Genomic DNA, 23,415 nt, shown 5'->3' with positions numbered 1-23,415 from the left:
GTAGCTTAGTACCCTTGCGGCGGAGTTTGGTCGTGTTCGGGTTCGGCGATGCGCATTTCGTTGACTTCATCGGTGCCAAGTTCCTGGTAGGCCCGGAAGGCCAGCACCAGCAGGAACGCAAAGAACGAGAAGGAAATGACGATTGCCGTCAGCACCAGCGCCTGCGGCAGCGGATTGGCCGTCGCGGTTTCCGGAGCATAGAGATGTTCCGGAATGAGCGGCGGAACCTCGCGCGTCAGGCGCCCGTTGGTGAAGATGAGCATGTTCACGGCATTGCCCAGAATGGCGATACCCAGAAGAATGCGCACAAGTTGCTTGGACAGCATCAGGTAGACGGCCACGGTGAAGAACAGGCCAATCAGGATGACAACGCCGGTTTCCATCAGTCGGCCTCCCTTTCTTCAAGCGCCAGTGCAATGGAGCCGATGGCACCCACCACCACCAGGTAAACGCCAATGTCGAAGAACAACGGCGTCGACAAGGCGATCTCCACGCCGAAAACATGCACCTCCAGCCACTGGCTGGTCATGAAGGCCTGCGCCTTGAATATCGACGGGATGCCTGCCACAGCCGCCAGGAACAGTCCGAAACCGGATACCCCCATCGGGTGGAACACGATGGCGCGGCGAACGGAAGCAACACCGCAGGCGATACCAAAAATCGCCAACGCCGATGCGGCAATCAGGCCGCCGATAAATCCACCACCCGGCTCGTTATGGCCGCGCAGCAGCACGAAGACCGAAAACAGGACCATCAGCGCGGACAGATAGGGCGCAATGGTGCGGAAGATGATCGTACGCATCAGTGAGCCTCCCCAGTCTGGGCCGGTGTGGGCGGTTCGACCGTCTTCGGTTTCTCGATCGGTTTTTCAGGCTTCGTCCGCACCCGGATGAGCGCCAGAACACAAAGCCCGGCCAGAACCACCACGGCGATTTCACCCAGCGTATCAAAGCCGCGGAAGTCGACGATGATCACGTTGACGATATTCCGGCCATGGGCAATGGAGCGGCTGAACTGGGCGAAGAAGTCGGACAAGCGGCTGTCGAAGGGCTGCTGCGTGATTGCAAGCAGCGTCAGCGTCAAGCCGAGACCGACACCGATCGCGACGATCCCCGTGACAATCGCGGCAAGACCATGCCGGTGGTCACTGGGCGACAGGTTCAGTCTGGTCATGACCAGAGCAAGGATGACGACCGACAGCGTCTCCACCATGAACTGGGTGAAGGACAGATCCGGCGCGCCGAACATCATGAAGATCAAGGCAACTGCAAAGCCCTGGATGCCAAGAGACACGATGGCTGTCAGGCGGGTGTTGGCGACAAGTACGGCGATCAATCCGAAGAAAGCGATCAGCAGGATGCCCCATTCATAGAAGCGATAGTCGGGCATCTTCGGCATTGCCGGCAGGCTGTCCGTCAGGAAGCCCGGCAACAACACGGCAGCGCCCGTGAAGATGAAGGTCAGCATCATGTAGGTTTGCATCTTGCCGGACTGCAGCAGGCGGGTGATCCGCCAGGACAATCCGACAATACCGGCCACGAACTGGTCGAACCCCTTGTCCGGTCCCCAACCGATCGTTGTCAGGACAGAGCCGATCAGCCCGCGCAGGCGGTCGATCTGAGTGAACAGAGCAATCCCGAGACCGATGGTGACCAGCGACAGCAGCAGCGGCGCGTTGATCGACGTCGGCAACAGATGAAGTTCGATTTGCGTCGTCTTGCCGAGAAGCGAAGACAGGGTCGGTCCGATGAACAGTTCACCAGTCGTATGCGCAATCAGGGCCAGCCCGAGGCCGGTCACAGACAGGAACACCGGACCTGCGAACAGCAGAACAGGTCCCTCGTGCGCATGTTTCGGCGTTTCCACTTTCGGACCCAGGAAGGGCTTGATGGCAACCGCGGCGGCAATCACCAGCATCAAGGCATTGCCGATGACAGCAGTGATGGTGATGGGCAGACCGAGTTCCAGCCAGCCCCAGGTGCCGTAATAAAGTACTTCCTTGGCAATGAAGCCGATGAAAGGCGGCAGGCCGGCCATGGAAAGCGCCGCAAGACAGGCAGCTGCAAACGTGATCGGCATGGCCGAACGCAAGCCGCCCAGCTTCGTGATGTCACGCGTACCGGCTTCGTGATCGATCGTGCCGGCAACCATGAAGAGCGCGCCCTTGAACAGGGAGTGCGCGAGAAGATAGAGGACAGCGCCTTCGAGCGCCTTTTCCTGGCTGGTCCCGGTCAACATGACAAGAAGCCCGAGCGATGCCACGGTCGTGTAGGCAAGCATCAGCTTCAGGTCGGTCTGGCGCACCGCCAGGACCGTGCCCACCAGCAGTGTTATGCCACCGAACAGCGGCAGGACCGTTGTCCAGAGTTCTGTCCCCCCCAGCAGCGGATGCATGCGCATCAACAGATAGACGCCGGCCTTCACCATGGTTGCCGAATGCAGATAGGCGGAAACAGGTGTCGGCGCTTCCATGGCGTTGGGAAGCCAGAAATGGAACGGAAACTGCGCCGACTTGGTGAAGGCGCCGCCCAGAACCAGGAAGAAGATCGGCACGTAGAGCGTGGTATCCTTGATGATGTCCGGGGAGGCCAGCAGCACCGACATCTCGATTTCGCCCGTGGCGGAGATGATCAGGATGAAACCGGCCAGCAGGGCCAGACCGCCGCCGCCCGTGACCACGAGCGCCTGCAGCGCGGCCCGGCGGGACGCGGCGCGCAGGTGATCGAAGCCGATCAGCAGGAAAGACGTGATCGACGTCAGTTCCCAGAAGATAAACAGGGAAATCAGGTTGTTGCCGAGCACGAGGCCGAGCATCGACCCCATGAACATCAACAGGAACGAGAAGAACCGGCCCTGTTGCGGGTGGCCTTTGAGATAGCCGCCGGCATACAGGATAATGAAGGTTCCGATGCCTGAAATCAGCAAGGCGAACAGCGTCGACAATCCGTCGACATAGACGGAAAAGTTCACACCATAGCTGGGCGCCCAGGCCTTTGCCGCAACGAAGCTTTCCCCTTTTGACACGGGTTCGACGAACCCTGTGAAATGCAGGAAGATCAAGGCCGGCACGATAGCAAGCAGCCAGGCCGCATTGTGCTTGAACCAGCGGGTCAGAAAAGGCGCAACCACAGCCGCAGCAAAGGGCGCGAGGACGGCATAGAGAGTGGTGTCGTCGATCAAGGCTGGCGTCATGCTGATCTTTCGTCACGGTTTTTAAAGAAACGACGGAAACGGGCCTGCTCGAATCAGCCCCGATCCGCCGGATAATAACGGTCCCGATGGGTTATGACATGTCTTAGGCAGTTGAATTTACGTGTTCAAGCGTATGTCTGTCGATTTTAGGTAAATTCACCCGCGTCACATGAGCGCTTTTGTCAGGGGCAGGACTGACAAGTGGGGATCTCACAGATTTTTTCTGTGCTGAAAACGTATCACGGCCGAAACTTGAGGTATCCGCGCCCGCAATACACCCGACAACATTCACACTCGGGTCAAACCACCTCCGTCTGCACCCAAGAAAGGCAGCTTGCCACTTGATTTCAAAGCGTGAATACCGTTCAGTTTCAATTCGGGAATGCGTTGCCACGGAATTCGAGCGAGGCACAGAAGATGGTGTTGGGTAGCAATAGGGATACGCCTTCGGGAACGGATCTGCTCCGACCGTCCAACATCGACTTTGAAACGCTCGTCAAACTTGGCAATGAAGCCATTGTTCTGATCGGTCTGGACGGCACGCCCGCTTTCATCTCTCCCGCAACCGAGCGCATGTTCGGATGGAGTGCGGACAAACTGGTCGATCACCTGAGCGACCTGGTCTATCTGGCCAGCCCGAACACCGATGCAGATCTTCTGCACCGGATCCTTTCCGGCAGCGGCGATGCCGACGCCCCCCTTCCCCATGCCGATCTTCAGCTCCGTTCCGCCTTCGGCCCGATGGTCTGGGCGGAGGTGACCACGCATCTTCTGGAAGATGCCGCCGGCAAGCCTTACGCATTCGCGGTCTATTTCCGCAGCATTTCCAAACGCAAGGAGCTGGAAAGCCTGCTGGATGCGGCAACCCAGACGGATCCGCTCACCGGACTTCTCAACCGCCGTGCCTTCGAGGATGGCCTGAAACGGGAATGGGCAATCGCCTTGCGTGAAAAGACCCACACCAGTCTGATCAAGGTGTCTCTCGACCGTTTCGAAGCTCTGGTGGAGCGGTTCGGACCGAGCGCTGCCGAGGATTGCCTGACCAGGGTAGCCGATACCCTGAAGGAGACCGCGCGCCGTCCGGCAGATATCGCCGCACGAACGGCAACGGCGGAATTTTCTCTCCTCCTTCCAAGAACTCACGAAATGGGCGCCGAGACTATCAGCGCGTACCTGCACGTAGCCATTCAGGACCTTGGCATTCCCAACCCGGAAAATACCGCCGGCAATGGCGTCATGACGGCCTCCGTCGGTGCGGCTTGCGCGGTCGTGGAACAGACGGGGGTCTCGGAAAGCTCGGAATTTCTCCTCGCCGCTGCCGAAAACTGCGTTTTTCAGGCGAGACAGGAAGGCGGTAACCGGGTGAAGACGTCCTTAAGCCACCTGGCTCGCTAGCCCCGGACCTTTCACGGCGACAATCAAGAGCACCTTCCTATCCATGAACGGATAAAACACGGCCTGGCTCCGCAGGTGACGATTGACGAAACCGTTATCTGCTCCGGCTTGCAGCAACCTGTGCACGCCCCTATTTCTGGGAAAAACATCAAATAAGGAATGCCGAATGAGCGACGAAACCACCCGCCACGAAAAAGCATCTCCCCCCATCAGGAAGACCACCGCCGAATGGATGGAGCAGCTTACACCCGAGCAGTTCTATGTGACCCGTCAATCCGGCACCGAGCGCCCTTTCACCGGTCCCTACTGGGACAACAAGCTCATCGGCCGTTACGATTGCGTGTGCTGCGAAACGCCGCTGTTCATGTCGGATACAAAATTCGATTCCGGCTGCGGCTGGCCCAGCTTTTTCGAGGCAGTCGACCCGAATGCGATCCGGGAACTTGAAGACCAGTCCCATGGCATGATCCGAACCGAAATCCGTTGCAGCAGTTGCGACGCGCATTTGGGTCACGTCTTCCCGGACGGGCCACCGCCGACAGGCTTGCGCTATTGCCTCAATGGCCATGCCATGAATTTCGTTCACGGCGGCCGGCCACCCGCCAAGTCGGAATAGACCGTTCATCTGCCCGCCTCGGCTACAGCTTCGGGGCGGGCAGATCTAATGCATGCATTAAAAAGCCGTTTCAAGAACAGTTTCCAGTTTTAGATTTCAGTTACACACCCCTGATAATAATAGCATCACAAACTTCAAGAACATCGGGGTGGGACTTGTCTGTACTACGGAGTTTTGCTTGCACCTGCGTGCGCGCACTGGTTTTCGGCCTCGGCTTGGGACTTGCCGGCCAACCGGTCCTGTCTTCACCAGCCGCCGCAGAAGAGCTTGTCGCATTCACCGGATATCTGCCCCCTCTCTCCATCAATGAGCAGGAGAAGGGCATTGCAGTCGAGCTCATGGAGCTCGTTGCAGAAGAGGCCGGCCTGGATATCAAGATCCGCTTCGCCCCCTGGAGGCGCGCGCAGCTGCTGGCTGAAAACACGCCCGGTTCACTTCTCTTCACTGCTGCCTATTCCAGGAACCGCAGTGAGAAGTTCCAGTACATCGCACCCCTGCTTTATACGGAAAGCGCATTCGTAACGCTCGACCAGCCGTTGGATACCTTTGAAAAGGCTATTGAGAGCGGCAAGGTCATCGGGGTGCATCTCGGCAGCCAGCGCAGCCAGATCCTCCAGCGGTTCGGTGTTCGCAATGTTGAGGAAATACCATCAGCCGAACAGATGAGCGTCATGCTCAAAACCGGCAGGATCGATGCCTGGTACACCATGTCTGTTCGGGCGAGCTACATGTTCCGCCAGCAGGGATACGACCCGGGAAGTCTCGTCATCGGCGCTCCGGTTACCCACGGCATCCAGTGGCTGGCCGCCAACAAGGATCTCGATCCGCAGATCAGAGGCCGGCTGTCGGCTGCCGTCTCCAGGGTGTGGCGCGATCCGAGATACTGGCAGATCGTCGACCGCTATACCCACTGACGGTTCATCTCCCCATCAAGGGCCGGAAAAACGCCTCAAATCGTTATTCCGCTGCCACGGCCTCCTCGTGGCCGGACTTGGCGGACAGGATCCTGGCAATATTGACCTCGATCCAGTCAGCGAATTCTCGCACTTTCTCTGCAGCTTCCCGGCCGATCGGGGACAGGCTGTAATCGACATGCGGTGGCACGACCGGGTGGGAATACCGGTTGACGAACCCGTCGGCCTCCAAAGTCTGCAGCGTTTGCGCCAGCATCTTTTCACTGACGCCGCCGACGGTGCGGCGAAGTTCTGAAAACCGCTGATCTTTTTCCAGAAGCGCAATCAGCACCAACACGCCCCAACGGCTCGTGAGATGCCGCAGGATTTCGCGTGATGGACAGTTCTGGTTGAGCAGTTCCCCCTGCTGCATCAATTCGGACAAGGGCGCGCCGCTGTTCAGCACGCACTTGGGGGTTATTTCTGCCGTATCACTCATCCTGTTTTCCAGTTTTTTGTCCGAGATCCGATAAATCTCAAAACTAACCTTTTTGTACGTACTAACAAAAAGTAAGTGATCCGTCTACATGGGCAGCATCCGATGTATTTTCGAACGATCAACCTTCAAGGAGAAACACAATGATCGCAGTCACGGGTGCCAATGGTCAGCTGGGCCGTCTTGTCCTCAAACATCTTGCCGGCCTCACCGCCGAGCCAGTTCGCGCGCTTGTCCGCTCACCGGAAAAAGCGGGCGATCTTGCCACGGACCAGGTTTCGGTGGTGAAGGCTGATTACGATGATAGCGCCACCCTGCCGGCTGCGTTGGAAGGTGTTGAGCGTCTTCTGCTGATCTCCGGATCGGAGGTCGGCAAGCGCGCACCGCAGCACAAGGCCGTCATCGATGCAGCCAAGGCAGCCGGCGTCCGTTTCATCGTCTACACCAGCCTTCTCAACGTTCCGCAGTCCAGCCTCCAGCTGGGTGTGGAACATGCCGAGACGGAACGGATGCTGCGAGAGAGCGGCATTGCCCATGCCGTGCTGCGCAACGGCTGGTACATCGAGAATTTCGGCGGCACTGTAGCGGCTGCCCTTGCCCATGGTGCCGTTGCGGGCGCAAGCGGTGACGGCAAGTTTTCCGCCGCTGGACGCGAAGATTACGCGGAAGCCGCAGCCCGCACCGTTGCCGGCAGCGACCTGAGCACGCGAGCACTGGAACTTGGCGGATCACCTGCGTTCAGTCTTGCCGACCTGGCAGCAGAGCTCTCCAGCCAGTCCGGCCGTGAGATACCGTTCAACAACCTGCCAGAAGCAACCTATGCCGGCATCCTGGTCCAGGCAGGTCTGCCGGAAGGCTTTGCAAATGTCCTCGCTGATTCCGACAGAGGCGCGTCTCAAGGCGAGCTCTTCACGACTTCCACGGCCCTGGAGGACCTGATCGGTCATCCGACCCGCTCGTTGAGTGATTTCATCTCCGAAAGCCTGAAAGCGAACGCCTGACGTCCGCTAAACATCTGCTCCGGCACGAAGGCGGCCTCTCCGCCTTCGTGCAATCATTTGAATTTGTGGTCGGTTGGTTCAAGGATATTTGTTGGTTCCCCATCGGCGAACCTGTTAGGCAGATGGTTCTGCACTTTCCCGGTACCCGATCATGTCCCTTGCCAACGCATCCGATCCATACGTCCAGGACGGGCCTTACGCCTGGTTCCGGTTGGCGATTTCGATTTTGCTGAGCACCCTTGGTGGTGCCGGCATGTGGGCGGTTGTCATCGTTCTGCCCGCCGTCCAGACGGATTTCGGGATCGATCGTGCCGGAGCGTCCCTGCCCTACACCGCGACGATGTTCGGGTTTGCTGCGGGCAACTACCTGCTTGGCCGCGTCGTCGACCGCTACGGTATTGTCATACCCGTCATAGGCTCTGCTCTATCACTCGGTGCCGGCTTCGTTCTGGCCGCCTTTGCGCCGGATGTCTGGAGCTTCTCTCTGGCGCAGGGTCTGCTGATCGGTCTGGGCACCGCGGCCACATTCGGCCCGCTGATCGCCGATATCTCCCACTGGTTCCTGAAACGGCGCGGTTTTGCGGTCGCCTGCGCCGCCTGCGGAAACTATCTTGCCGGTGTGCTCTGGCCATCGCTGATCCAGTGGAGCCTTGCGACGTCCGACTGGCGCCAGACCTATATCCTCATCGGCGTCATCTGCCTTGTCGCCATGGTGCCGCTGGCCCTTTTGCTGCGCCGGCCGCCTCCGGACACATCCCTGAGCACCGGTGCGGCCACGGCCCGTTTCGGTCGCCAGGACACCGGCCTGCCGCCTGCCGTCCTGCAGGCTCTTCTCGTGGTCGCGGGTCTAGCATGCTGCGTCGCCATGTCGATGCCACAGGTTCACATCGTCGCCTATTGCGTCGATCTGGGTTATGGCGTTGCCCCCGGAGCGGACATGATCGCACTGATGACCGGTGCCGGTGTCATCAGCCGGTTGGCATCCGGATATATTGCCGACAAGATCGGCGGTGTCATGACCCTGCTGATCGGTTCCGTGCTGCAATGTGCGGCGCTGTTCCTGTTCATTCCCTTCAACGGCCTGGCTTCGCTCTACCTCGTGTCCCTCATCTTCGGTCTGTCGCAGGGCGGCATCGTGCCCAGCTATGCCGTGATCGTGCGAGAATACCTGCCGGCCCGCGAAGCTGGACAGCGTGTCGGACTGGTGATCATGGCGACAATTCTCGGCATGGCCCTCGGGGGCTGGCTGTCCGGCTGGATCTATGACCTCACAGGCTCCTACCAGGCCGCGTTCCTGAACGGTATCGCCTGGAACTTCCTTAACATGGCAGTGATGATCTTCATCTTCATGCGCGGCAAGATGAGGCCGACGGGCGCAGCCGCTTGAGGCCGAGGTTCCGATGAACGGCCAGCGGACGCCAGTTACTTCAGGACGCTGAAGTTGCTGGTGATCAACCAGATCTGCGACAGCAGGACAACGCTGACGAGACCGATGTGATAAGCGGACTTGCGGATCCTCGTCGCGGCCAGCACCAGCACGATCATCACGATCTGACGCACCAGATACGCGGTTCCAAGATCGTTGAAATAATCGATCCCCTTCAGCCGTGAGTCCACGATGTCGAGCACGAACATCAGGGCAAGCAAGCCGTAGATCCAGGTCTGCCTGGCGTGAAAATAATCCTTGTAGCTGGCGTATTCGCCCATCTTGTCCGGATAAAGCACGGCGGTAATAAAAAAATAGAGTGCGGCAAAGGCGATGACGAACAGATAGCTTTCGAACGTCCAGACCTGAATGCGGCCAAGTGCGAATTCGAACCACCAGAAGTGAACGACGGACAAAAGCATGAACAACGACCACCCAAGGTGCACGCTGTAGATCTCTTCGCGTTGGGGATGCTGAACATACCGCGCAAGGCCATTGAGCAGCCGCGCAACACCCAACCCGATCACCATGCCGATAATGATCCGGATGTGGGTGAATTCCGCAAGATTGGTGGGAAGTTTGTCCATGTGGGTCCGTTTTGGTCTCGATAAAGCAACACTATACGAATGCTGCCTGATGGAAACCGTCGAGATCTGCCACAACGAACCTTGAGCCTCGCTCTGACCAGCGGCCGTTCAACCAGGACCGGCTGAACGGCCGAAAGCGGTCCGTGCGAGGGTCTAGTGTGCCTGACCCGTGCGGGAGCGCAGGAGGAGCACGAAGAAAATGCCGCCAATCAGCCCGGTGACAATGCCGATAGGCATATCCTCGGGGGACAGGAGCGTTCGTGCGATGATGTCCGCCCAGATCAGAAAGATTGCGCCAAGCATCATTGATGCCGGCAGAACCCGGCTATAATTGCCCCCTACCAGGAAGCGGGCAATGTGCGGCACCATCAGCCCGACAAAACCGATGATGCCTGAAAAGGCTACCATCACACCGGTGATCAGAGCTCCCAGCACAAATACCGTGAGACGGAACCGGGCAACCGGAATGCCGAGCGTCGACGCTGTTTCATCGCCGATGGTCATCGCATTGAGATCGGCAGACCGCAGCAGAAAATACGGCGCCACCAGCAGCAAAATGCCAAGCGGAAACGGCAGCTGAGCCCATTGGGCAAGACCGAGACCGCCCAGCATCCAGAAGACAACCGTATGCGTTGCCCTCGGATCGCCCAGGAAAATCAGGATATTGGCGATCGCCATGATTATGAAGGACACGGCCACACCGGCCAGCACCAGCCGGTCGGCACTGGTTGCAGATGCAAACCGCGTCACCCCGAGCACCAGAAAAGTTGCCGCCAATGCTCCGGCGAATGCCATCAGCGGAACGGTCATCAGCCCCAGGAAAAGACCAGTATGCAACAGCGCAAGAATGGCGCCAGCCGCTGCACCGGACGAAATGCCGAGCAGATGCGGATCGGCCAGGGGATTGCGCGTGACAGATTGCAGGGCGGCCCCGACAACGGCCAGACCGGCACCGACAAACCCGGCCAGCAGCGCCCGCGGAAACCGGATTTCCCAGACGATAGCCTCCCGGCCCTTGGACCAGTCCACGTCGAAATAGCCGGGCACCACGCCGTTGACGAGGACCTTGAAGACAGTGCTGCCCGGGATCGGCACCGCACCTGCACCGATGGCGGCTACAATGGAAATAGCCAACACCAGCACGCCGGCCAGAAGCAATACCCCATTCCCCCGCAACCGGCGCAGGCCAGCGCTTTTGGCCGTGAGCAGGCTCATGCCGGTCTATCGTTTCTGCCTGCAACGACAGTTCGAAGCATCTTCTGCAAGGCTCACTCTCCCCAGAACGCTTCGGTGAGCTTTCCGATGGCCTTGAGGTTCCGCGGCCCCGGGGTTGCCTCGACATAGTCCAGCACGACAAAACGGTCGTTCTTGACGGCTGCAATATTGGCCAGGGCGGGATTGTGTTTCATGAAGTCGCGTTTCTGGTCAGCCGTCACTTCGCCGTAGTTGACGATCACGACCATGTCCGGGTCTTTTTCCACCACGGTTTCCCAGTCGACGGTCGCCCAGCTCTTTTCAAATTCGTCCATCACGTTGACGCCGCCGGCTGCCTCGATAAGCGCTGTCGGCATGGCATATCGTCCGGCGGTGAAGGGCTTGTCCTCGCCGCTGTCGTAGACAAAGACCCGCAGCGGCTCTTCACCAGCAGGCACCGTTGCCGCGATCCGGTCCAGCTCCAGCTTGTAGGCCGCAACAAGATCGTGCGCGGTGTCTTCAACACCGAAGATCTTTCCGAGGTTGAGGAGGTCGTTATAGAGATCCTGCAGAGACGCCTTCGGCTTGTCGCCGATATGAATGCAGGATTCGGTCAGCTCGTAGACCTTGATGCCGAACGGCTCCAGCGTTTCAGGCGTCACTTCACCACCCACCTTCATGCCGTAGTTCCAGCCGGCGAAGAAGAAATCGGCGTCGGCCCCGATCAGCACTTCCTTGCTCGGATATTTCGACGCGAGTTCGGGAAGTTCGGCAACGCCCTCACGCATTTCCGCGTCCAGCGTCTTCCAGCCTGAAATGCCGGTATATCCAACCATGCGGTCGCGCAGGCCAAGTACCAGCATCATCTCGGTCAGGTTGACGTCATTCGAAACGGCTGCTTTGGGCGGCGTGTCGAAGGTCACCGTGCGGTTGCAGCTTTCCACCGTCGTTTGCGCAATTGCCGGTACAGACAGAAAGGTGAGCGCGAGGCCCAGGGCAATTTTTTTCATATTAAGTCTCCAGAAATTCAAAGATGGAAGGTCAGGTAGCGCTCGCGGCTGGCAGACAGTTGCTCCAGACGGACCTGTACCGAATAGGCTTGCTCAATGTTGCCGGGGGTCAGCACCGTCTCCGGCATTCCCTGGGCAACCAGTCGGCCCTCATGCAACAGCAAGACCTTGTCGCAGACACGGCTTGCCAGGTTGAGGTCGTGCAGGCTGGTGACAATGGTAATGTCCAGATCGGCAATCAGCTCGACGATCTCGAGCTGATGACGGATGTCCAGATGGTTCGTCGGCTCATCCAGCACCAGAAGCCTTGGTTCTTGCGCCAGCGCCCGGGCCACCATCACCCGTTGCCTTTCCCCCCCTGACAATGTGCCGAAGGCTCTTTTTGCATAGGACAGCAGATCCATTTTCCCGAGACAGTCATCGACGATCTCGGCGTCCCGCTTGCCTGCGCCGGCAATACCGGTTGCATGGGGACGCCGACCGAGTGTGACGATCTCGCGCACGGACAAGGCAAAGTCGGTCGGCTGCTCCTGAAGCACGGCGGCGATCGTTTTGGCGGCCTCCCTGGCACTGATGTGCCAGAGATCCGTGCCATCCAGAAGGATTTCGCCCGTTTTCGGTTTCAGGAAGCGATAGAGCAGCCGCAACAGGGTGGATTTGCCGGCACCATTGGCGCCGGCAATTCCAAGAACCTCACCGGCAGGCAGACCGAAGCTGAGCGGATGCAGAATGGTTTTGCCCTGCCCCGTCTTCCAGCTGACCTCCCGGACAAACAGATCGATCCCCGTCATGAGAACGCCGTCCCGTCAGCTTCCGAAACGATCATCGCTGCCGGAAGCCGGCCTTGCGATGCGCTCCAGCGCTTGCCGTGGCTTTCCTCGGTCACCTCGCATCCATTTTCAATCTGGCGATACCGATTGGCGTAGTCGACCAGGTCGTCGATGTCCGTATCGTCCTCAATGTCCCCAAAGAGGTAGATCGCCTTGTCGGTGGCCTTGAATGCCAGCGTGCAAGGTCTCGAACAGCTCTCCATGTCGGCTGTTCCACTGATTTCGAATTCGTCTCCAACGACAGGCACTGCCTGTGCCATTGCACTCTTCAGCTTGCAGATCAGCCCATATCCGGGATGGCAAGTCTGCCCATTGTGACGACAGGTCGTGCAGACAAATATCTTGTGCGGATCATTGCTCATGACGCGCCTCCACGGCTTCTGCCAGTGAACCGACAGGAGGCTGCGGAAAAGCAAAGGCATTGCTTTCCTCGTTGCACAGGGCACGGCCGGATCGGGTACGTTTGGCACAATCATCATGTAATGTTATTACATTACCCATGTTCTTGCTGACAACAGATTTTTGCAGCCCATCGGGAACCATCGCGCGTGCTGCGCGCGTCGCCAGCGGATCAGCCTCGGTCAGGAGGTTGGCAAGTCTTGAGAATTCAGCAGAAAATTTCCGGTTCATATCGCCCTCCGCGATTTCGCGGGGCAGTTAGGAACCGAATGTGCAACTTTGCCGGCAGGTGCCGATTGGCCATGTCACTCACTCCTCCGGGGCACCCCGCCCGGGTTAAGGTTTAAGGTGAAATGGCAGGTCTCCTGACTTGCGGGTCATTGCTTGCCTGATCCTTCCCGGGGTCTCCCCAGTGGCGCTTTCAGGTTTGCTCACCGCTCACAGTTGCGGGGGCAGTCACGGATTTGCAGCCTTTCGGGCTCGTCGCACCGTGTTCCCTTTTAATCCCGGTCCGGAGTTCGGAGTCGGGAACCATCTCTTCCTAAGTGCGCGAACGCCTGAAAAATGTCAAAGACTTTTGCGGGTCGCTGCTCTTGTCTGGAAGCACGACAGGATTGCCTGGAAGCGGAAACACCCAGCCGCCTCGGCAGTATTGACCCTTGCCTTCAAGGCTCAAAAATCTTACCTCCGATCCATGAAACAGGATGCCCTTCCCCCGCGCGCCGCAGCGCGCCCCCTCACCCTTGAGACCCACGGCATTACCCGCCAGGACGACTTCGCCTGGCTGAGGGCGGACAACTGGCAGGAGGTCATGAAGGACCCGTCCGTGCTGGATGCCGACATCCGCAGCTATCTGGAAGCGGAAAATGCCTATCACGAAGCGCAGATGGCACCGACGAAGGCTCTGCAGGAGAAGCTTTTTGCGGAGATGCGCGGCCGCATCAAGGAAGACGACAGCTCGGTTCCTGCGCCCGACGGGCCCTTCGCTTACGGCCTCAAGTATGAAACCGGCGGCCAGCAACCGGTTTTCTTTCGCACCCCGCGTGACGGCGGCGCGGAAACGGTTCTTCTCCATGGCGACAAGGAAGCCGAAGGAACGGCATATTTCCGGATCGGCGGCGTCAGCCAGTCGACGGATCACAAGCTCATCGCCTGGGCCTATGACGACAAGGGCTCGGAATATTATTCACTGAAGCTGCGCGACGCCCAGTCTGCCAAGGATTTCGACTACGCCATCGAGGACACGGGCGGCGGCGGCGTCTTCTCGGAAGACAGCCGCTATGTCTTCTACGTTCGCCTCGACGCCAACCACCGGCCCTCGAAACTCTTCCGTCACGAAGTCGGTTCCGACCCGGCGAGCGACGTTCTCGTCTACGAGGAAAAGGATGCCGGCTTCTTCATGGGCGTCGGCAAGACCCAGTCCGGCGACACCATCGTCATCGACATTCATGATCACGAGACGTCCGAAGTCTGGATGATCCCGGCCACCGACCCGACCGCCGAACCGGTGCTTGTCGCAGAGCGCGAGACCGGTATCGAGTACTCGATCGACGATCACGGCGACACACTCTACATCCTGACCAACGCAGGCGGCGCCGAGGACTTCAAAATCGTCACTGCGCCGAAAGGCACTCCCGGCCGCGAAAACTGGTCCGATCTTGTGCCCCACAAGGCAGGATGCCTGATCCTGTCGCATTGCGTCTACAAGTCCTTCATGACGCGGCTGGAGCGCGAAGACGGCTTGCCGCGCATCGTGATCCGACGGCTTGCAGACAACATCGAGCACTCCATCGCCTTCGACGAGGAAGCCTATTCGCTCGGCCTTGGCGGCGGCTACGAGTTCGACACGAGCACGATCCGCTTCACCTATTCCTCGATGACAACGCCGTCGCAGACCTTCGACTACAATGTCGAGACCCGCGAGCGTATTCTGCGCAAGGAACAGGAAGTGCCTTCCGGCCATGATGCGGACGACTACGTCACCCGCCGGTTGATGGCTCCCGCAGCCGACGGCGAAACCGTGCCGGTGTCTGTGCTCTACCGCAAGGACACCAGGCTCGACGGCTCCGCACCTCTGCTGCTTTACGGCTATGGTTCCTACGGCATCACCATTCCGGCGAGCTTCAACACCAACTGCCTGTCGCTGGTCGACCGGGGGTTCGTCTACGCCATCGCCCATATTCGCGGCGGCAAGGACAAGGGCTTCCATTGGTACAAGGATGGGCGGCGCGAGAACAAGAAGAATACCTTCACCGACTTCATAGCCGCGGCAGACCATCTTGTTGCGGAAAACTTCACCTCGCACGACCGCATCGTCGCTCAGGGCGGCTCGGCCGGCGGCATGCTGATGGGGGCGATTGCCAATCTGGCACCGGAAAAATTCGGCGGCATCATTGCCGAAGTTCCGTTTGTCGACGTTCTGTCGACCATGCTGGACGACACGCTGCCGCTCACGCCGCCGGAATGGCCGGAATGGGGCAACCCCATCACGGACAAGGCAGCCTACGATTACATCGCGTCCTACTCGCCCTATGACAACGTCGAGGCAAAGGCCTATCCGGCCATCCTGGCGGTAGGCGGATTGACCGATCCACGCGTGACCTACTGGGAGCCGGCCAAATGGGTTGCCAAGCTGCGGGCAACCGGCACAGGTGACAAGCTGCTGATGCTGAAAACCAACATGGAAGCCGGTCATGGCGGCGCTTCCGGCCGTTTCGACCGGCTGAAGGAAGTCGCCGAAACCCAGGCCTTTGCCCTATTGGTGACCGACAAGGCCTGACACCTCGTCAGACCCGAGGATTTTCCGGGCGTGCGGAGCAGTTCGCACGCCCAGGAACCTAAATTCCTTTCACACGCCCTTGCGGGTACCACCCGAGCGAACGTGACTTGATTTTGACCAAGTCTTCGGCTCATGTGAGAGTTGTTGCAAATCAATCAATTGAACGGTCCTGGACCGTACCGATGCTGTTCACTGGAGCCCGTGATGACCTGCTACCACACACTTCCGCACCGCCTTGCTGATGGGCTGAAAAAGGGGTTGCGCCTGGTTCCGGTCATGGCCGCCACGCTGAGCCTTGCCGCATGCCAGTCCTACGACACGACCGGCGGCAACGTGGTGGAAACGCTGCTGTTCTCCCCCACATTCACCAAGAACCGGCAGGACATTCCCAGCACCTACAACACAGCTTATGACTGCCGCACCTTTACCGGCAGCGGCTGGAAAGGCATTGCCGGTGGCAAGGTCTTCAATTTCAGCCAGAAATACATCATTTCCCAGGCTGGTTGCTTCAAGACTCAAGGCGAATGCAACGCATGGCTTGCGGTCATGTCCAGCTACATCGATCAGCCGCGCTACATCCGCTGCAATCCCTACACTGCATAGGACATCAAGCAGATCTTGCAGGATCACGCTGGACGACAGTCCCCTGAAACACGGGAAGCGCTGCCATGAACGGTTCCATGTAATCAAGCAGGCAGCGCGCCCGGGCATTGAGCAGCCGCCCGGTGGGCCATACCGCAAAGATATCCCGTTGCTGGCCTTGCCAGTTTGCGAGCACAGGTTTGAGGCGACCTGAAATCAGGTCATCGGAAATCTCACTCGCAGGCAACAGAGCGAGCCCGTGACCGTCGCCGGCCAGCTGCCGGGCAAGACTGATGTCATCGACAACGACACGCGCATCGACAGGCACGGTCTCGCGGCAGCCCGTTTCCCGATTTGTCAGTTGCCATTGCGGAAGCGTGGACACCCGCACCACCTTGTGCCGGCCGATCTGGTCCGGACTTTCCGGGGCACCCGCCTGTTCGAGATAAGCAGGCGCCGCAACGAGAACCGTTGCCACCACCCCGAGACGCTTCTGGTAAAGCCGCTCATCGGTCTGGGGTCCGGCTCGGAGGGCAATATCGACCCTGTGTTCCAGCAGATCCTTGTTCTCGTTGCTGAGCGTCAGCGTCAGCTGGATCTCCGGAAAGGTCTTGAGAAATTCCGACCACATGGGCTGCAGGATGCCGATGGAAATATTGGTGGGCGCCGCCACCTTCAACGCTCCCCGAAGACCGTGCAGATCGGTGCTTAACCCGTCCAATGTCGTCTCAGCGGTTTGAACCAGGTCGGCAAAGGCCTCGAAATACGCTTCACCCGCCACCGTCAGATCGAACTTCCGCGCGGAGCGGAAGACCAACTGCGTGCCTATGGTTTCCTCCAGCTTCGCCAGGCGCCGGGTCACCGTTGCCGCAGGCAATCCGAGATGCGCGGCAGCCTTTGCCAGGCTTCGATTGCGCGCGATATGAACAAACAAGGCGATGTCATCGAGCATGATTTCATTTTCAAAATTTAAACTCTCATTATTCGATATAGATTGAGATTAGAGAAATCAATAAGTCTGTCTTCGTCCTTAAACGCAACGGAGACACTCATGGGCAATTACTTCATCAGCGCTGGTATCGAACTGCAACAGGGTGCGGAGCGGACCAGGGCAGAGACGGAACTGCGCCGACTTGTGGCAGAAACCCAACACGAACCCGGCTGCAATTTCTTTGAAATCCGGCAGAACCTGCAGGATCCCGACAAGTTCACCCTTTGGGAGAGCTGGACAGACAAGGACGCCCTGGCTGCCCATTTCGAAATGCCGCACACCAAGGCCTATCTCGCGCAGAACCTGACACAGGTCAGCTACATTGAAGAACTGGGCGAAATCGGCACCAGCGAAGCGATCAAAAGGTAGTCAGTCATGAAGAACCGATTGATCGCGACGTTGCTGATGTCGCTGGGTCTGTCGCTCTTGATGTCGTGCTGGGTCACATTCCTGAACCTCGGCTGGAGCGACAGGTTCTTCTGGCAATGGATGAATGCCTTTCGCCTGGCATGGCCCGCCGCTGCCGTCATCGCCTTCTTTCTTGGCCCGCCCGTGCAAAAGGCAACGCTGTTCCTTTCAGCCCGCCTGCCGTAATCAGAAAAGGAAAAACGATGCCTCTTGCCCGACAGAATTTCGAGGAACTGGGCCTGCCGGCAGGCCCCTATACTCACGCCGTTCGGCATGGACAGACAGTCTATACATCCGGTTTCACAGCTTTCGGCACACCTGCTCAGGCCGATTCGGCCGGCCCGCAAATCAGGGCAGTGTTCGCTCAACTGAACACTATCGCCGCCTACTACGGAAGATCACTGAAAGATCTGGTGAAAGTAACCGTGTTCGTCACCGACATGACCGACTTGCCTGAAATCCGGTCAGCCCTTGCAGAACTCTATGAAAATGAGGTTCCTGCTAGCTCGCTGGTCTGTGTTGCCGCACTGTTTCACCCACAGCTGAGGGTCGAAGTTGAAGCGATCATTGCAACCTGATCGATGAACGACTTGCAACCGGATTGAGAAATACGTATTATCCCTTAGTTGAATAGCAATGGACCGGCTCTACAACTTTCTGGAGATACGCGTTCCAATTTCTCGAATAACTGTGCACGGCCAAAACGACCCAATAATAAAAAGCGAAACTTGACCACCTGCTCGCAGGTGGTTTTGTTTGAAAGCGTCAGTTGTTTACCCGTTCAGTTGCTTTCTGAAGAAAACCGTCTCCAGGATCGGCGTATCGTAATAGGCGCCAACTTGCTCAAACCCCGCGGCTTCATAGAGCTTGATGGCACCCGTCATGCTTGGCAGCGTGTCCAGCAGCATCTCCCGGTAGCCGGCGTCAACCGCCGCTGCGATTACAGCCTCCACCAGCGCACCACCAACACCCTTGCCGCGTCCGTCCGGCAGGACGTAAAGCCGCTTCATTTCACACGCACCGTCTTTTCCGAACGCCCGCAGGCCAACACAACCGAGAACCGAGCCTTCCTCATCCTTTGCCAGGAAAAGCGCCCCGGACGGCGGCGCGTATTTCCCCGGCAGACCTGCAAGCTCTTCTTCAAAGCCCTGGTAGGAAAGGTCGATGCCGAGCCAGTCGACATAGGCACGAAACAGGTGCCGGATCGGCGCCAGGTCGTTTTCGGTTGAAACGGGTACGATCGAAATTTGCTGCGATTGAATCATGGAATGACAAAAGGTCCGCGTGATGTCGTCAGTTGGCTGTCGGCGCAACGGGCGGGATAGCTTTCAGGTAGGCGGCGATCGCTTCACGATCACTGGCAGGAAGCTTGGCCATGTTTTCCTGAACATGCACCATTTCACCACCGACGGAATCATATTCAGGCGTGAAGCCGCTTTCCAGATAATAGGCAATATCGCTTGCGCTCCAACTGCCGAAACCACCGTCTACCGGCGTAATGTCCGGAATACGGCCTTCACCAGTGGGAGCCGGTGCGCCACCAAGCCATTTCGCCAGATCCAGTCCCCCTGCAAGATTTCGAGCCGTGTGGCATTCACCGCAGTGGCCGGGCCCTTCCACCAGATATCGCCCGCGGTCCCAAAGGGCAGCGTCGACCTCGTTCCCGCTTGAAGGGGCGGCTATGACGGGTGACGGATCCAGGAACAGCCGTTTCCACAGCCCCAACCCCCGACGGATATTGAACGGAAAGCCGAGCTCATGAGGTGGCGTCTTGCCGTTGACGGACGGCAGCGTTTTCATGAAGGCAAATAAATTGCCAATGTCTTCGCCAGACATGCGGGCATAGGAAGTGTAAGGGAACGCCGGGTAATAGTTTTGCCCGTCCGGTGATGTGCCATGCGTCATGGCATTGGCGAAATCAGCAAGCGACCAGGCTCCGATACCGTCTGCCGTGCTGGACGAAATGTTCGGGGCAACAAACACCCCGAACGGCGTCTCCAGGCGAAGGCCTCCGCCAAGCTTCAGCTTTTCGTCTCCCGCAGCATCTTTGGCCGCATGGCAGGACGTGCAGCCGCCGGCCCAGAATACAAGTTCCCCTTGCGACGCATCCCCTTGGGCAATGGCGGCAAGCTGGGCTTCGCTCAGCTTCGTCGGCGCGGACAGGAACCAACCCGCACCTGCCGCAACAACGGCAAGAACGACGAGGACGATGACAGCCTTTTTCATGAGGTCTCCCTGGGTCTTCCTGGCACCGAAACGCCAAAACAGCGGCTCTTCAACCCGGACAGGGTGAAAAGCCGCTGATCTGTCTCACAGTCTGGAGCCTGCCTGTTGCAGTCTGTGTGCGGTAGACCCCGGAGTGCCGCCGGTCAGTTTTTCTTACGGTAAGTTTCGTGGCACGATTTGCAAGAGCCGAACACGGGGCCCATCGCAGCCTTGAAAGCCTCGACATCCGCAGGACCGTCCTTGCCGGATGCTTCGAAGGCTTTTGAAGTCGCGTCCGCAAACTTGGCCAGCTCAGCGGAAAATCCGTCCGGATTTTCCCAAATGGCGGCAGCGGCACCGGTTTCACCCTGATCGGAACCTGCAGGGAAATAGTCTCCGAATGTCAGGGCTGCTGCATTCATCGTTGCGATGGCAGCCTTACCGGCAGCAGGAGAATAGGCGATCTCCCCTTTCATCAGGCCTCCACCGAGCCCGGCCGCCGCGCCGACCGACGACATGATGGCCTGCCGGGTCGCAATCGGATCGTCAGACGCCTGAGCAATGGAACCGGCAAGGCCAATCCCGGCCGCAAGACCCAATACAACAGCCGATTTGATCATTCGCATCGTTCTCTCCCTCTCGTGGAAATTGCCTTCGGCAATGATTCACCAGTGCGAGTACAGCCCATGTACCGCTCGGTCTGAAAATCACGGTCGCGTGATGTGCGCCATGTTCGGTGAACACAGCGTCAACGCTGACGAAACAGCCAAACAAAAAACCCCGGCCTGTTCAGGCCGGGGTTTCGCAAAACGGGATGTTTCCCGAATTACTTCGTTGCAGCTTCGTACATTTCCAGCACGTAGTCCCAGTTGACCATGCTGTCGATGAAAGCTTCGAGGTACTTCGGACGCGCATTGCGATAGTCGATGTAATAGGAGTGTTCCCACACATCGCAGCCGAGAATCGGCGCTGCGCCGTGTACCAGCGGGTTTTCACCGTTCGGGGTCTTCATGATTTCCAGCTTGCCGTCCTTGACTGCGAGCCAGGCCCAGCCGGAGCCGAACTGGCCAACACCTGCGGCGATGAAGTCGGCGCGGAACTTGTCGAAACCACCAAGATCACTGTCGATAGCGGAAGCCAGCGCACCCGGAAGCGAGCTGCCGCCACCGTCTTTCTTCATCCACTTCCAGAAGTGAATGTGGTTGTAGTGCTGACCGGCATTATTGAACAGCGGAGCGTTCTTGCCGAAGCTTTCCTTCACGATTTCTTCCAGGGACTTGCCTTCCAGGCCGCTGCCGGCGAGCAGCTCGTTGCCTTTTGTGACATAGGCCTGGTGGTGCTTGTCGTGGTGAAACTCGAGAGTTTCAGCAGACATGTAAGGGGCCAGCGCGTCATATGCATACGGCAGGTCAGGCAATTCGAAAGACATGACAAACTCCTTAAAAGGTCGGTGACCGGCGGCGACGTTCCTGCTTCATGAAGGAATGCAGGAACGGCCGCGTCGAGCGGCAAAATAGGATTGCTGGGCCGTCACGGCAAGCGCCGATCCCCAAAATAAAGAAATTTTTTCTTTTTATTTTAGGACGTACGATCTGCCGTTGACACTTCCCACGAGGGGAACGCGTCCACACGGCTGCAGTTGCGCCACTCACGGGAATGTGATCAGTAATTTTTGAAAGAAAAGCTCCGTTATTTTTAACGAAAAAAAATTTAAAAAGTTAGAATTATATAAGAATACGAAAATAACTTCGATCATTATCGAGTTTAGATCTAGACATTATTAGATAATAAATAGAAAATACAACTTCTTTTCTCAAGAAACATTTCCCTTCTGCCACTACCACCTCTCAGGCCAGCCTCTGAAACAGCAGTGCTCTTGGCGAATGCTACAACAACTGGATTTCATGGTGTAACGACAAGGCCTGCGGCTACCCGAACAGTTGCTACGCTGGAGCATAGATCATTGCGACGGTATCGATAAGGCCAGCATGACCCGGTTTCCCGGTTCCAAGGTCCAGTCGATGCGAACCAATGCCCTGCGGAAGGCAATACGCACCAATACTCGTCTTGTCGCCGCTGTTGTGCGCACCGGAAACTGTTGGCCTTCACCCTGCCCTGCACCAACCCTACTTCAACGCGTTCCTTGAAATGACAAAGCAGAGCGATCGTGCAAGATAGCAACGACTGCTTGTCAGTTTTCACCTATCGCCTCACGACCGGAACCCCATGTCACCCATCTCGCGCTCTCCTGCCGCATTGGCTTTCGGTGGTCTGCTCGCCCTTGCTGCCGCGATGGGCATCGGCCGGTTCGTCTATACCCCGATCCTGCCCTTCATGACCGACGGCCTGCAGTTGCCGCCTGATGATGCCGGCCTGATCGCGTCCGCAAATTTTCTCGGATATCTGGCCGGAGCTCTTGCCGGCGCCTCAAGGTCCCTGCCCGGTAATCCCCGGCTGTGGTTTCTCGGCGGGCTTCTTGCCAGCGCCCTGACCAGTGCCGCTATGGCGCTGACCACTTCCCTGTCTGTGTTTCTGTTGATCCGCTTCGCCAGCGGGGTCGCAAGCGCCTTTGCGCTGGTCTTTTCAACCAGCCTGATCCTGGAGCGGCTGACGGCAGCCGGTCGCGGCGGCTTGAGCGCCCTCCACTTTGCCGGGGTCGGCTGCGGCATTGCCTTTTCCGCTTTTTTGGTCGCCCTTCTGGCGCATCTGGGGGCAGACTGGCGTGGGCTCTGGCTGGCCAGTGGCGCTGCCACGCTTTGTTTTCTTCTGGTGGCTGCATTTCTGGTGCCGTCCGAGCCGTCTCCCCAGCCAGTCACCACACCTGCGCAAAGCTCCCCCGACGAAGCCCAGGCATCTCCGTTTGGCTCTGCCAGCCGCATCCGCCTGATCCTGGCCTACGGCCTGTTCGGTTTCGGCTATGTCATCACCGCGACTTTCGTCAATACGATCGCACGCGCCAATCCGGCGCTTCAATCAACCGAAGCCTTCGTCTGGTTGACAGTTGGGCTGTGCGCTGCGCCTTCGATTTACGTCTGGAACAGGATTGCCGCACGCATGGGCACTCGAAAGGGCTTCGCTCTTGCCTGTGTGCTGGAAGCGGCAGGGGTTGCCTTGACGGCGGTGAGCAAAGCGCCTGCGCTCTTCCTTTTCGGCGCAGCGCTCCTCGGGGCAACCTTCATGGGTATCACCGCCCTTGGCCTGATGGAGGCACGGCGCGAAGTCAGCCGGGACGGACCGGCTGCAATCCGTCAGATGCTTGCGGTACTGACGGCAAGCTTTGGCGTCGGGCAGATGGCCGGGCCTTGGGTTGCCGGCCAGATGCACCATCTGACCGGGTCCTTTACGGCTTCATCCCTGGCAGCCGCCGCGGCGCTTGTGATAGCCGCGGCATTGGTCGTCAGATGACACTCC

General features: G+C 58.5%; 26 protein-coding genes and 1 riboswitch. Of the genes, 11 read left to right on the top strand and 15 right to left on the bottom strand.

Annotation, left to right across the window (positions count from 1 at the left end):
- Positions 1–5: 5 nt before the first annotated feature.
- From ACYQ6M_RS07445 to ACYQ6M_RS07435, 3 genes are read right to left on the bottom strand one after another with little or no spacing between them, the layout of a single operon-like run.
- Entirely contained in the window at positions 6–383 is a 378-nt protein-coding gene (locus tag ACYQ6M_RS07445; RefSeq protein ID WP_023001007.1) for a Na+/H+ antiporter subunit C, read from the bottom strand.
- Positions 383–802 (bottom strand): Na(+)/H(+) antiporter subunit B, encoded by a 420-nt coding sequence (locus tag ACYQ6M_RS07440; RefSeq protein WP_460073007.1) that lies wholly within the window; start codon positions 800–802, stop codon positions 383–385. Before ACYQ6M_RS07440 ends, ACYQ6M_RS07445 begins: the two co-directional genes overlap by 1 nt.
- Entirely contained in the window at positions 802–3,192 is a 2,391-nt protein-coding gene (locus ACYQ6M_RS07435; RefSeq protein WP_460073005.1) for a putative monovalent cation/H+ antiporter subunit A, read from the bottom strand. Before ACYQ6M_RS07435 ends, ACYQ6M_RS07440 begins: the two co-directional genes overlap by 1 nt.
- Positions 3,193–3,609: 417 nt before the next feature.
- Here ACYQ6M_RS07435 and ACYQ6M_RS07430 point away from each other — a divergent pair, with 417 nt between their 5' ends.
- The 3 genes from ACYQ6M_RS07430 (at position 3,610) to ACYQ6M_RS07420 (ending at position 6,117) form a co-directional block, all read left to right on the top strand.
- The gene (locus tag ACYQ6M_RS07430; RefSeq protein ID WP_075282418.1) at positions 3,610–4,587 is read left to right on the top strand and encodes a GGDEF domain-containing protein; all 978 of its coding nucleotides are present in this window, start codon (positions 3,610–3,612) and stop codon (positions 4,585–4,587) included.
- Between the two features lie 166 nt (positions 4,588–4,753).
- On the top strand, positions 4,754–5,203 hold the full coding sequence (gene msrB, locus ACYQ6M_RS07425; RefSeq protein ID WP_023001003.1) for a peptide-methionine (R)-S-oxide reductase MsrB: 450 nt from the start codon (positions 4,754–4,756) through the stop codon (positions 5,201–5,203).
- 155 nt (positions 5,204–5,358) lie between these two features.
- The gene (locus ACYQ6M_RS07420) at positions 5,359–6,117 is read left to right on the top strand and encodes a substrate-binding periplasmic protein (RefSeq protein WP_208984195.1); all 759 of its coding nucleotides are present in this window, start codon (positions 5,359–5,361) and stop codon (positions 6,115–6,117) included.
- Between the two features lie 43 nt (positions 6,118–6,160).
- Here the strand turns inward: ACYQ6M_RS07420 and ACYQ6M_RS07415 are convergent, their stop codons facing one another.
- Entirely contained in the window at positions 6,161–6,595 is a 435-nt protein-coding gene (locus tag ACYQ6M_RS07415) for a winged helix-turn-helix transcriptional regulator (protein ID WP_023001001.1), read from the bottom strand.
- A 140-nt stretch (positions 6,596–6,735) separates the two neighbouring features.
- On the opposite strand from ACYQ6M_RS07415, the gene ACYQ6M_RS07410 reads away from it, so the two are divergent.
- A complete protein-coding gene (locus ACYQ6M_RS07410; protein WP_023001000.1) occupies positions 6,736–7,593 on the top strand; it encodes an SDR family oxidoreductase in 858 nt (285 codons plus the stop codon).
- A gap of 151 nt (positions 7,594–7,744) precedes the next feature.
- Complete coding sequence (locus ACYQ6M_RS07405) at positions 7,745–8,980, top strand: MFS transporter (protein WP_023000999.1); 1,236 nt, start codon at positions 7,745–7,747, stop codon at positions 8,978–8,980.
- Positions 8,981–9,015: 35 nt separating this feature from the next.
- Here the strand turns inward: ACYQ6M_RS07405 and ACYQ6M_RS07400 are convergent, their stop codons facing one another.
- From ACYQ6M_RS07400 to ACYQ6M_RS07375, 6 genes are all read right to left on the bottom strand, one after another.
- A complete protein-coding gene (locus ACYQ6M_RS07400) occupies positions 9,016–9,606 on the bottom strand; it encodes a hypothetical protein (RefSeq protein ID WP_023000998.1) in 591 nt (196 codons plus the stop codon).
- Positions 9,607–9,759: 153 nt separating this feature from the next.
- On the bottom strand, positions 9,760–10,821 hold the full coding sequence (locus ACYQ6M_RS07395) for a FecCD family ABC transporter permease (RefSeq protein ID WP_062488452.1): 1,062 nt from the start codon (positions 10,819–10,821) through the stop codon (positions 9,760–9,762).
- 53 nt (positions 10,822–10,874) lie between these two features.
- Positions 10,875–11,810 carry an ABC transporter substrate-binding protein gene (locus ACYQ6M_RS07390; RefSeq protein ID WP_460073000.1) on the bottom strand — a complete coding sequence of 312 codons (936 nt, stop codon included), beginning with the start codon at positions 11,808–11,810 and terminating at the stop codon, positions 10,875–10,877.
- 17 nt (positions 11,811–11,827) lie between these two features.
- The gene (locus ACYQ6M_RS07385) at positions 11,828–12,601 is read right to left on the bottom strand and encodes an ABC transporter ATP-binding protein (RefSeq protein WP_152506272.1); all 774 of its coding nucleotides are present in this window, start codon (positions 12,599–12,601) and stop codon (positions 11,828–11,830) included.
- The gene (locus tag ACYQ6M_RS07380) at positions 12,598–13,002 is read right to left on the bottom strand and encodes a DUF1636 family protein (RefSeq protein ID WP_031269287.1); all 405 of its coding nucleotides are present in this window, start codon (positions 13,000–13,002) and stop codon (positions 12,598–12,600) included. The genes ACYQ6M_RS07385 and ACYQ6M_RS07380 overlap by 4 nt, the downstream gene beginning before the upstream one ends.
- Positions 12,992–13,270, bottom strand: coding sequence for a hypothetical protein (locus ACYQ6M_RS07375; protein ID WP_152506271.1), 279 nt, complete (start codon positions 13,268–13,270; stop codon positions 12,992–12,994). Before ACYQ6M_RS07375 ends, ACYQ6M_RS07380 begins: the two co-directional genes overlap by 11 nt.
- 107 nt (positions 13,271–13,377) lie before the next feature.
- Positions 13,378–13,590, bottom strand: a riboswitch (cobalamin riboswitch).
- Positions 13,591–13,733: 143 nt separating this feature from the next.
- On the opposite strand from ACYQ6M_RS07375, the gene ACYQ6M_RS07370 reads away from it, so the two are divergent.
- Together ACYQ6M_RS07370 and ACYQ6M_RS07365 are read left to right on the top strand one after the other, a co-directional pair.
- A complete protein-coding gene (locus ACYQ6M_RS07370) occupies positions 13,734–15,818 on the top strand; it encodes a S9 family peptidase (protein WP_460072997.1) in 2,085 nt (694 codons plus the stop codon).
- A gap of 204 nt (positions 15,819–16,022) precedes the next feature.
- Complete coding sequence (locus tag ACYQ6M_RS07365) at positions 16,023–16,421, top strand: hypothetical protein (RefSeq protein ID WP_460072995.1); 399 nt, start codon at positions 16,023–16,025, stop codon at positions 16,419–16,421.
- 4 nt (positions 16,422–16,425) lie between these two features.
- Here ACYQ6M_RS07365 and ACYQ6M_RS07360 read toward each other — a convergent pair whose 3' ends face one another.
- Positions 16,426–17,352: a LysR family transcriptional regulator gene (locus ACYQ6M_RS07360; RefSeq protein WP_460072993.1), complete on the bottom strand. Its 927-nt coding sequence runs from the start codon at positions 17,350–17,352 to the stop codon at positions 16,426–16,428.
- A 99-nt stretch (positions 17,353–17,451) separates the two neighbouring features.
- Here ACYQ6M_RS07360 and ACYQ6M_RS07355 point away from each other — a divergent pair, with 99 nt between their 5' ends.
- The 3 genes from ACYQ6M_RS07355 to ACYQ6M_RS07345 are packed head-to-tail and all read left to right on the top strand — an operon-like array spanning position 17,452 to position 18,377.
- Positions 17,452–17,760 (top strand): putative quinol monooxygenase, encoded by a 309-nt coding sequence (locus ACYQ6M_RS07355; RefSeq protein WP_023000990.1) that lies wholly within the window; start codon positions 17,452–17,454, stop codon positions 17,758–17,760.
- A 6-nt stretch (positions 17,761–17,766) separates the two neighbouring features.
- Positions 17,767–17,985 carry a DUF2798 domain-containing protein gene (locus tag ACYQ6M_RS07350; protein WP_023000989.1) on the top strand — a complete coding sequence of 73 codons (219 nt, stop codon included), beginning with the start codon at positions 17,767–17,769 and terminating at the stop codon, positions 17,983–17,985.
- A gap of 17 nt (positions 17,986–18,002) precedes the next feature.
- The gene (locus ACYQ6M_RS07345) at positions 18,003–18,377 is read left to right on the top strand and encodes a RidA family protein (protein ID WP_023000988.1); all 375 of its coding nucleotides are present in this window, start codon (positions 18,003–18,005) and stop codon (positions 18,375–18,377) included.
- 195 nt (positions 18,378–18,572) lie between these two features.
- Here the strand turns inward: ACYQ6M_RS07345 and ACYQ6M_RS07340 are convergent, their stop codons facing one another.
- The 4 genes from ACYQ6M_RS07340 to ACYQ6M_RS07325 all read right to left on the bottom strand — a co-directional run bounded on the left by ACYQ6M_RS07340 (position 18,573) and on the right by ACYQ6M_RS07325 (position 21,433).
- Entirely contained in the window at positions 18,573–19,064 is a 492-nt protein-coding gene (locus ACYQ6M_RS07340; RefSeq protein WP_370199028.1) for a GNAT family N-acetyltransferase, read from the bottom strand.
- Between the two features lie 28 nt (positions 19,065–19,092).
- On the bottom strand, positions 19,093–20,025 hold the full coding sequence (locus tag ACYQ6M_RS07335) for a c-type cytochrome (RefSeq protein ID WP_460072990.1): 933 nt from the start codon (positions 20,023–20,025) through the stop codon (positions 19,093–19,095).
- Positions 20,026–20,168: 143 nt separating this feature from the next.
- The gene (locus tag ACYQ6M_RS07330; protein WP_370199026.1) at positions 20,169–20,630 is read right to left on the bottom strand and encodes a c-type cytochrome; all 462 of its coding nucleotides are present in this window, start codon (positions 20,628–20,630) and stop codon (positions 20,169–20,171) included.
- A gap of 200 nt (positions 20,631–20,830) precedes the next feature.
- Complete coding sequence (locus tag ACYQ6M_RS07325) at positions 20,831–21,433, bottom strand: superoxide dismutase (RefSeq protein WP_023000984.1); 603 nt, start codon at positions 21,431–21,433, stop codon at positions 20,831–20,833.
- Between the two features lie 797 nt (positions 21,434–22,230).
- On the opposite strand from ACYQ6M_RS07325, the gene ACYQ6M_RS07320 reads away from it, so the two are divergent.
- Entirely contained in the window at positions 22,231–23,409 is a 1,179-nt protein-coding gene (locus tag ACYQ6M_RS07320) for a YbfB/YjiJ family MFS transporter (RefSeq protein WP_460072987.1), read from the top strand.
- Positions 23,410–23,415: the final 6 nt, after the last annotated feature.

Source organism: Roseibium sp. ROS1, from assembly GCF_054658215.1.
Note: the sequence above shows the minus strand (reverse complement) of the source record. Positions and strands in the feature narration are given on the sequence as shown.

Coding starts and splice junctions, on each gene's coding strand:
- ACYQ6M_RS07370 (WP_460072997.1), top strand. CDS start 13,734: ATGAAACAGGATGCCCTTCCCCCGCGCGCCGCAGCGCGCCCCCTCACC.
- ACYQ6M_RS07405 (WP_023000999.1), top strand. CDS start 7,745: ATGTCCCTTGCCAACGCATCCGATCCATACGTCCAGGACGGGCCTTAC.
- ACYQ6M_RS07325 (WP_023000984.1), bottom strand. CDS start 21,433: ATGTCTTTCGAATTGCCTGACCTGCCGTATGCATATGACGCGCTGGCC.
- ACYQ6M_RS07380 (WP_031269287.1), bottom strand. CDS start 13,002: ATGAGCAATGATCCGCACAAGATATTTGTCTGCACGACCTGTCGTCAC.
- ACYQ6M_RS07400 (WP_023000998.1), bottom strand. CDS start 9,606: ATGGACAAACTTCCCACCAATCTTGCGGAATTCACCCACATCCGGATC.
- ACYQ6M_RS07350 (WP_023000989.1), top strand. CDS start 17,767: ATGAAGAACCGATTGATCGCGACGTTGCTGATGTCGCTGGGTCTGTCG.
- ACYQ6M_RS07415 (WP_023001001.1), bottom strand. CDS start 6,595: ATGAGTGATACGGCAGAAATAACCCCCAAGTGCGTGCTGAACAGCGGC.
- ACYQ6M_RS07430 (WP_075282418.1), top strand. CDS start 3,610: ATGGTGTTGGGTAGCAATAGGGATACGCCTTCGGGAACGGATCTGCTC.
- msrB (WP_023001003.1), top strand. CDS start 4,754: ATGAGCGACGAAACCACCCGCCACGAAAAAGCATCTCCCCCCATCAGG.
- ACYQ6M_RS07330 (WP_370199026.1), bottom strand. CDS start 20,630: ATGCGAATGATCAAATCGGCTGTTGTATTGGGTCTTGCGGCCGGGATT.
- ACYQ6M_RS07345 (WP_023000988.1), top strand. CDS start 18,003: ATGCCTCTTGCCCGACAGAATTTCGAGGAACTGGGCCTGCCGGCAGGC.
- ACYQ6M_RS07390 (WP_460073000.1), bottom strand. CDS start 11,810: ATGAAAAAAATTGCCCTGGGCCTCGCGCTCACCTTTCTGTCTGTACCG.
- ACYQ6M_RS07340 (WP_370199028.1), bottom strand. CDS start 19,064: ATGATTCAATCGCAGCAAATTTCGATCGTACCCGTTTCAACCGAAAAC.
- ACYQ6M_RS07360 (WP_460072993.1), bottom strand. CDS start 17,352: ATGCTCGATGACATCGCCTTGTTTGTTCATATCGCGCGCAATCGAAGC.
- ACYQ6M_RS07335 (WP_460072990.1), bottom strand. CDS start 20,025: ATGAAAAAGGCTGTCATCGTCCTCGTCGTTCTTGCCGTTGTTGCGGCA.
- ACYQ6M_RS07410 (WP_023001000.1), top strand. CDS start 6,736: ATGATCGCAGTCACGGGTGCCAATGGTCAGCTGGGCCGTCTTGTCCTC.
- ACYQ6M_RS07395 (WP_062488452.1), bottom strand. CDS start 10,821: ATGAGCCTGCTCACGGCCAAAAGCGCTGGCCTGCGCCGGTTGCGGGGG.
- ACYQ6M_RS07365 (WP_460072995.1), top strand. CDS start 16,023: ATGACCTGCTACCACACACTTCCGCACCGCCTTGCTGATGGGCTGAAA.
- ACYQ6M_RS07385 (WP_152506272.1), bottom strand. CDS start 12,601: ATGACGGGGATCGATCTGTTTGTCCGGGAGGTCAGCTGGAAGACGGGG.
- ACYQ6M_RS07375 (WP_152506271.1), bottom strand. CDS start 13,270: ATGAACCGGAAATTTTCTGCTGAATTCTCAAGACTTGCCAACCTCCTG.
- ACYQ6M_RS07440 (WP_460073007.1), bottom strand. CDS start 802: ATGCGTACGATCATCTTCCGCACCATTGCGCCCTATCTGTCCGCGCTG.
- ACYQ6M_RS07445 (WP_023001007.1), bottom strand. CDS start 383: ATGGAAACCGGCGTTGTCATCCTGATTGGCCTGTTCTTCACCGTGGCC.
- ACYQ6M_RS07435 (WP_460073005.1), bottom strand. CDS start 3,192: ATGACGCCAGCCTTGATCGACGACACCACTCTCTATGCCGTCCTCGCG.
- ACYQ6M_RS07355 (WP_023000990.1), top strand. CDS start 17,452: ATGGGCAATTACTTCATCAGCGCTGGTATCGAACTGCAACAGGGTGCG.
- ACYQ6M_RS07320 (WP_460072987.1), top strand. CDS start 22,231: ATGTCACCCATCTCGCGCTCTCCTGCCGCATTGGCTTTCGGTGGTCTG.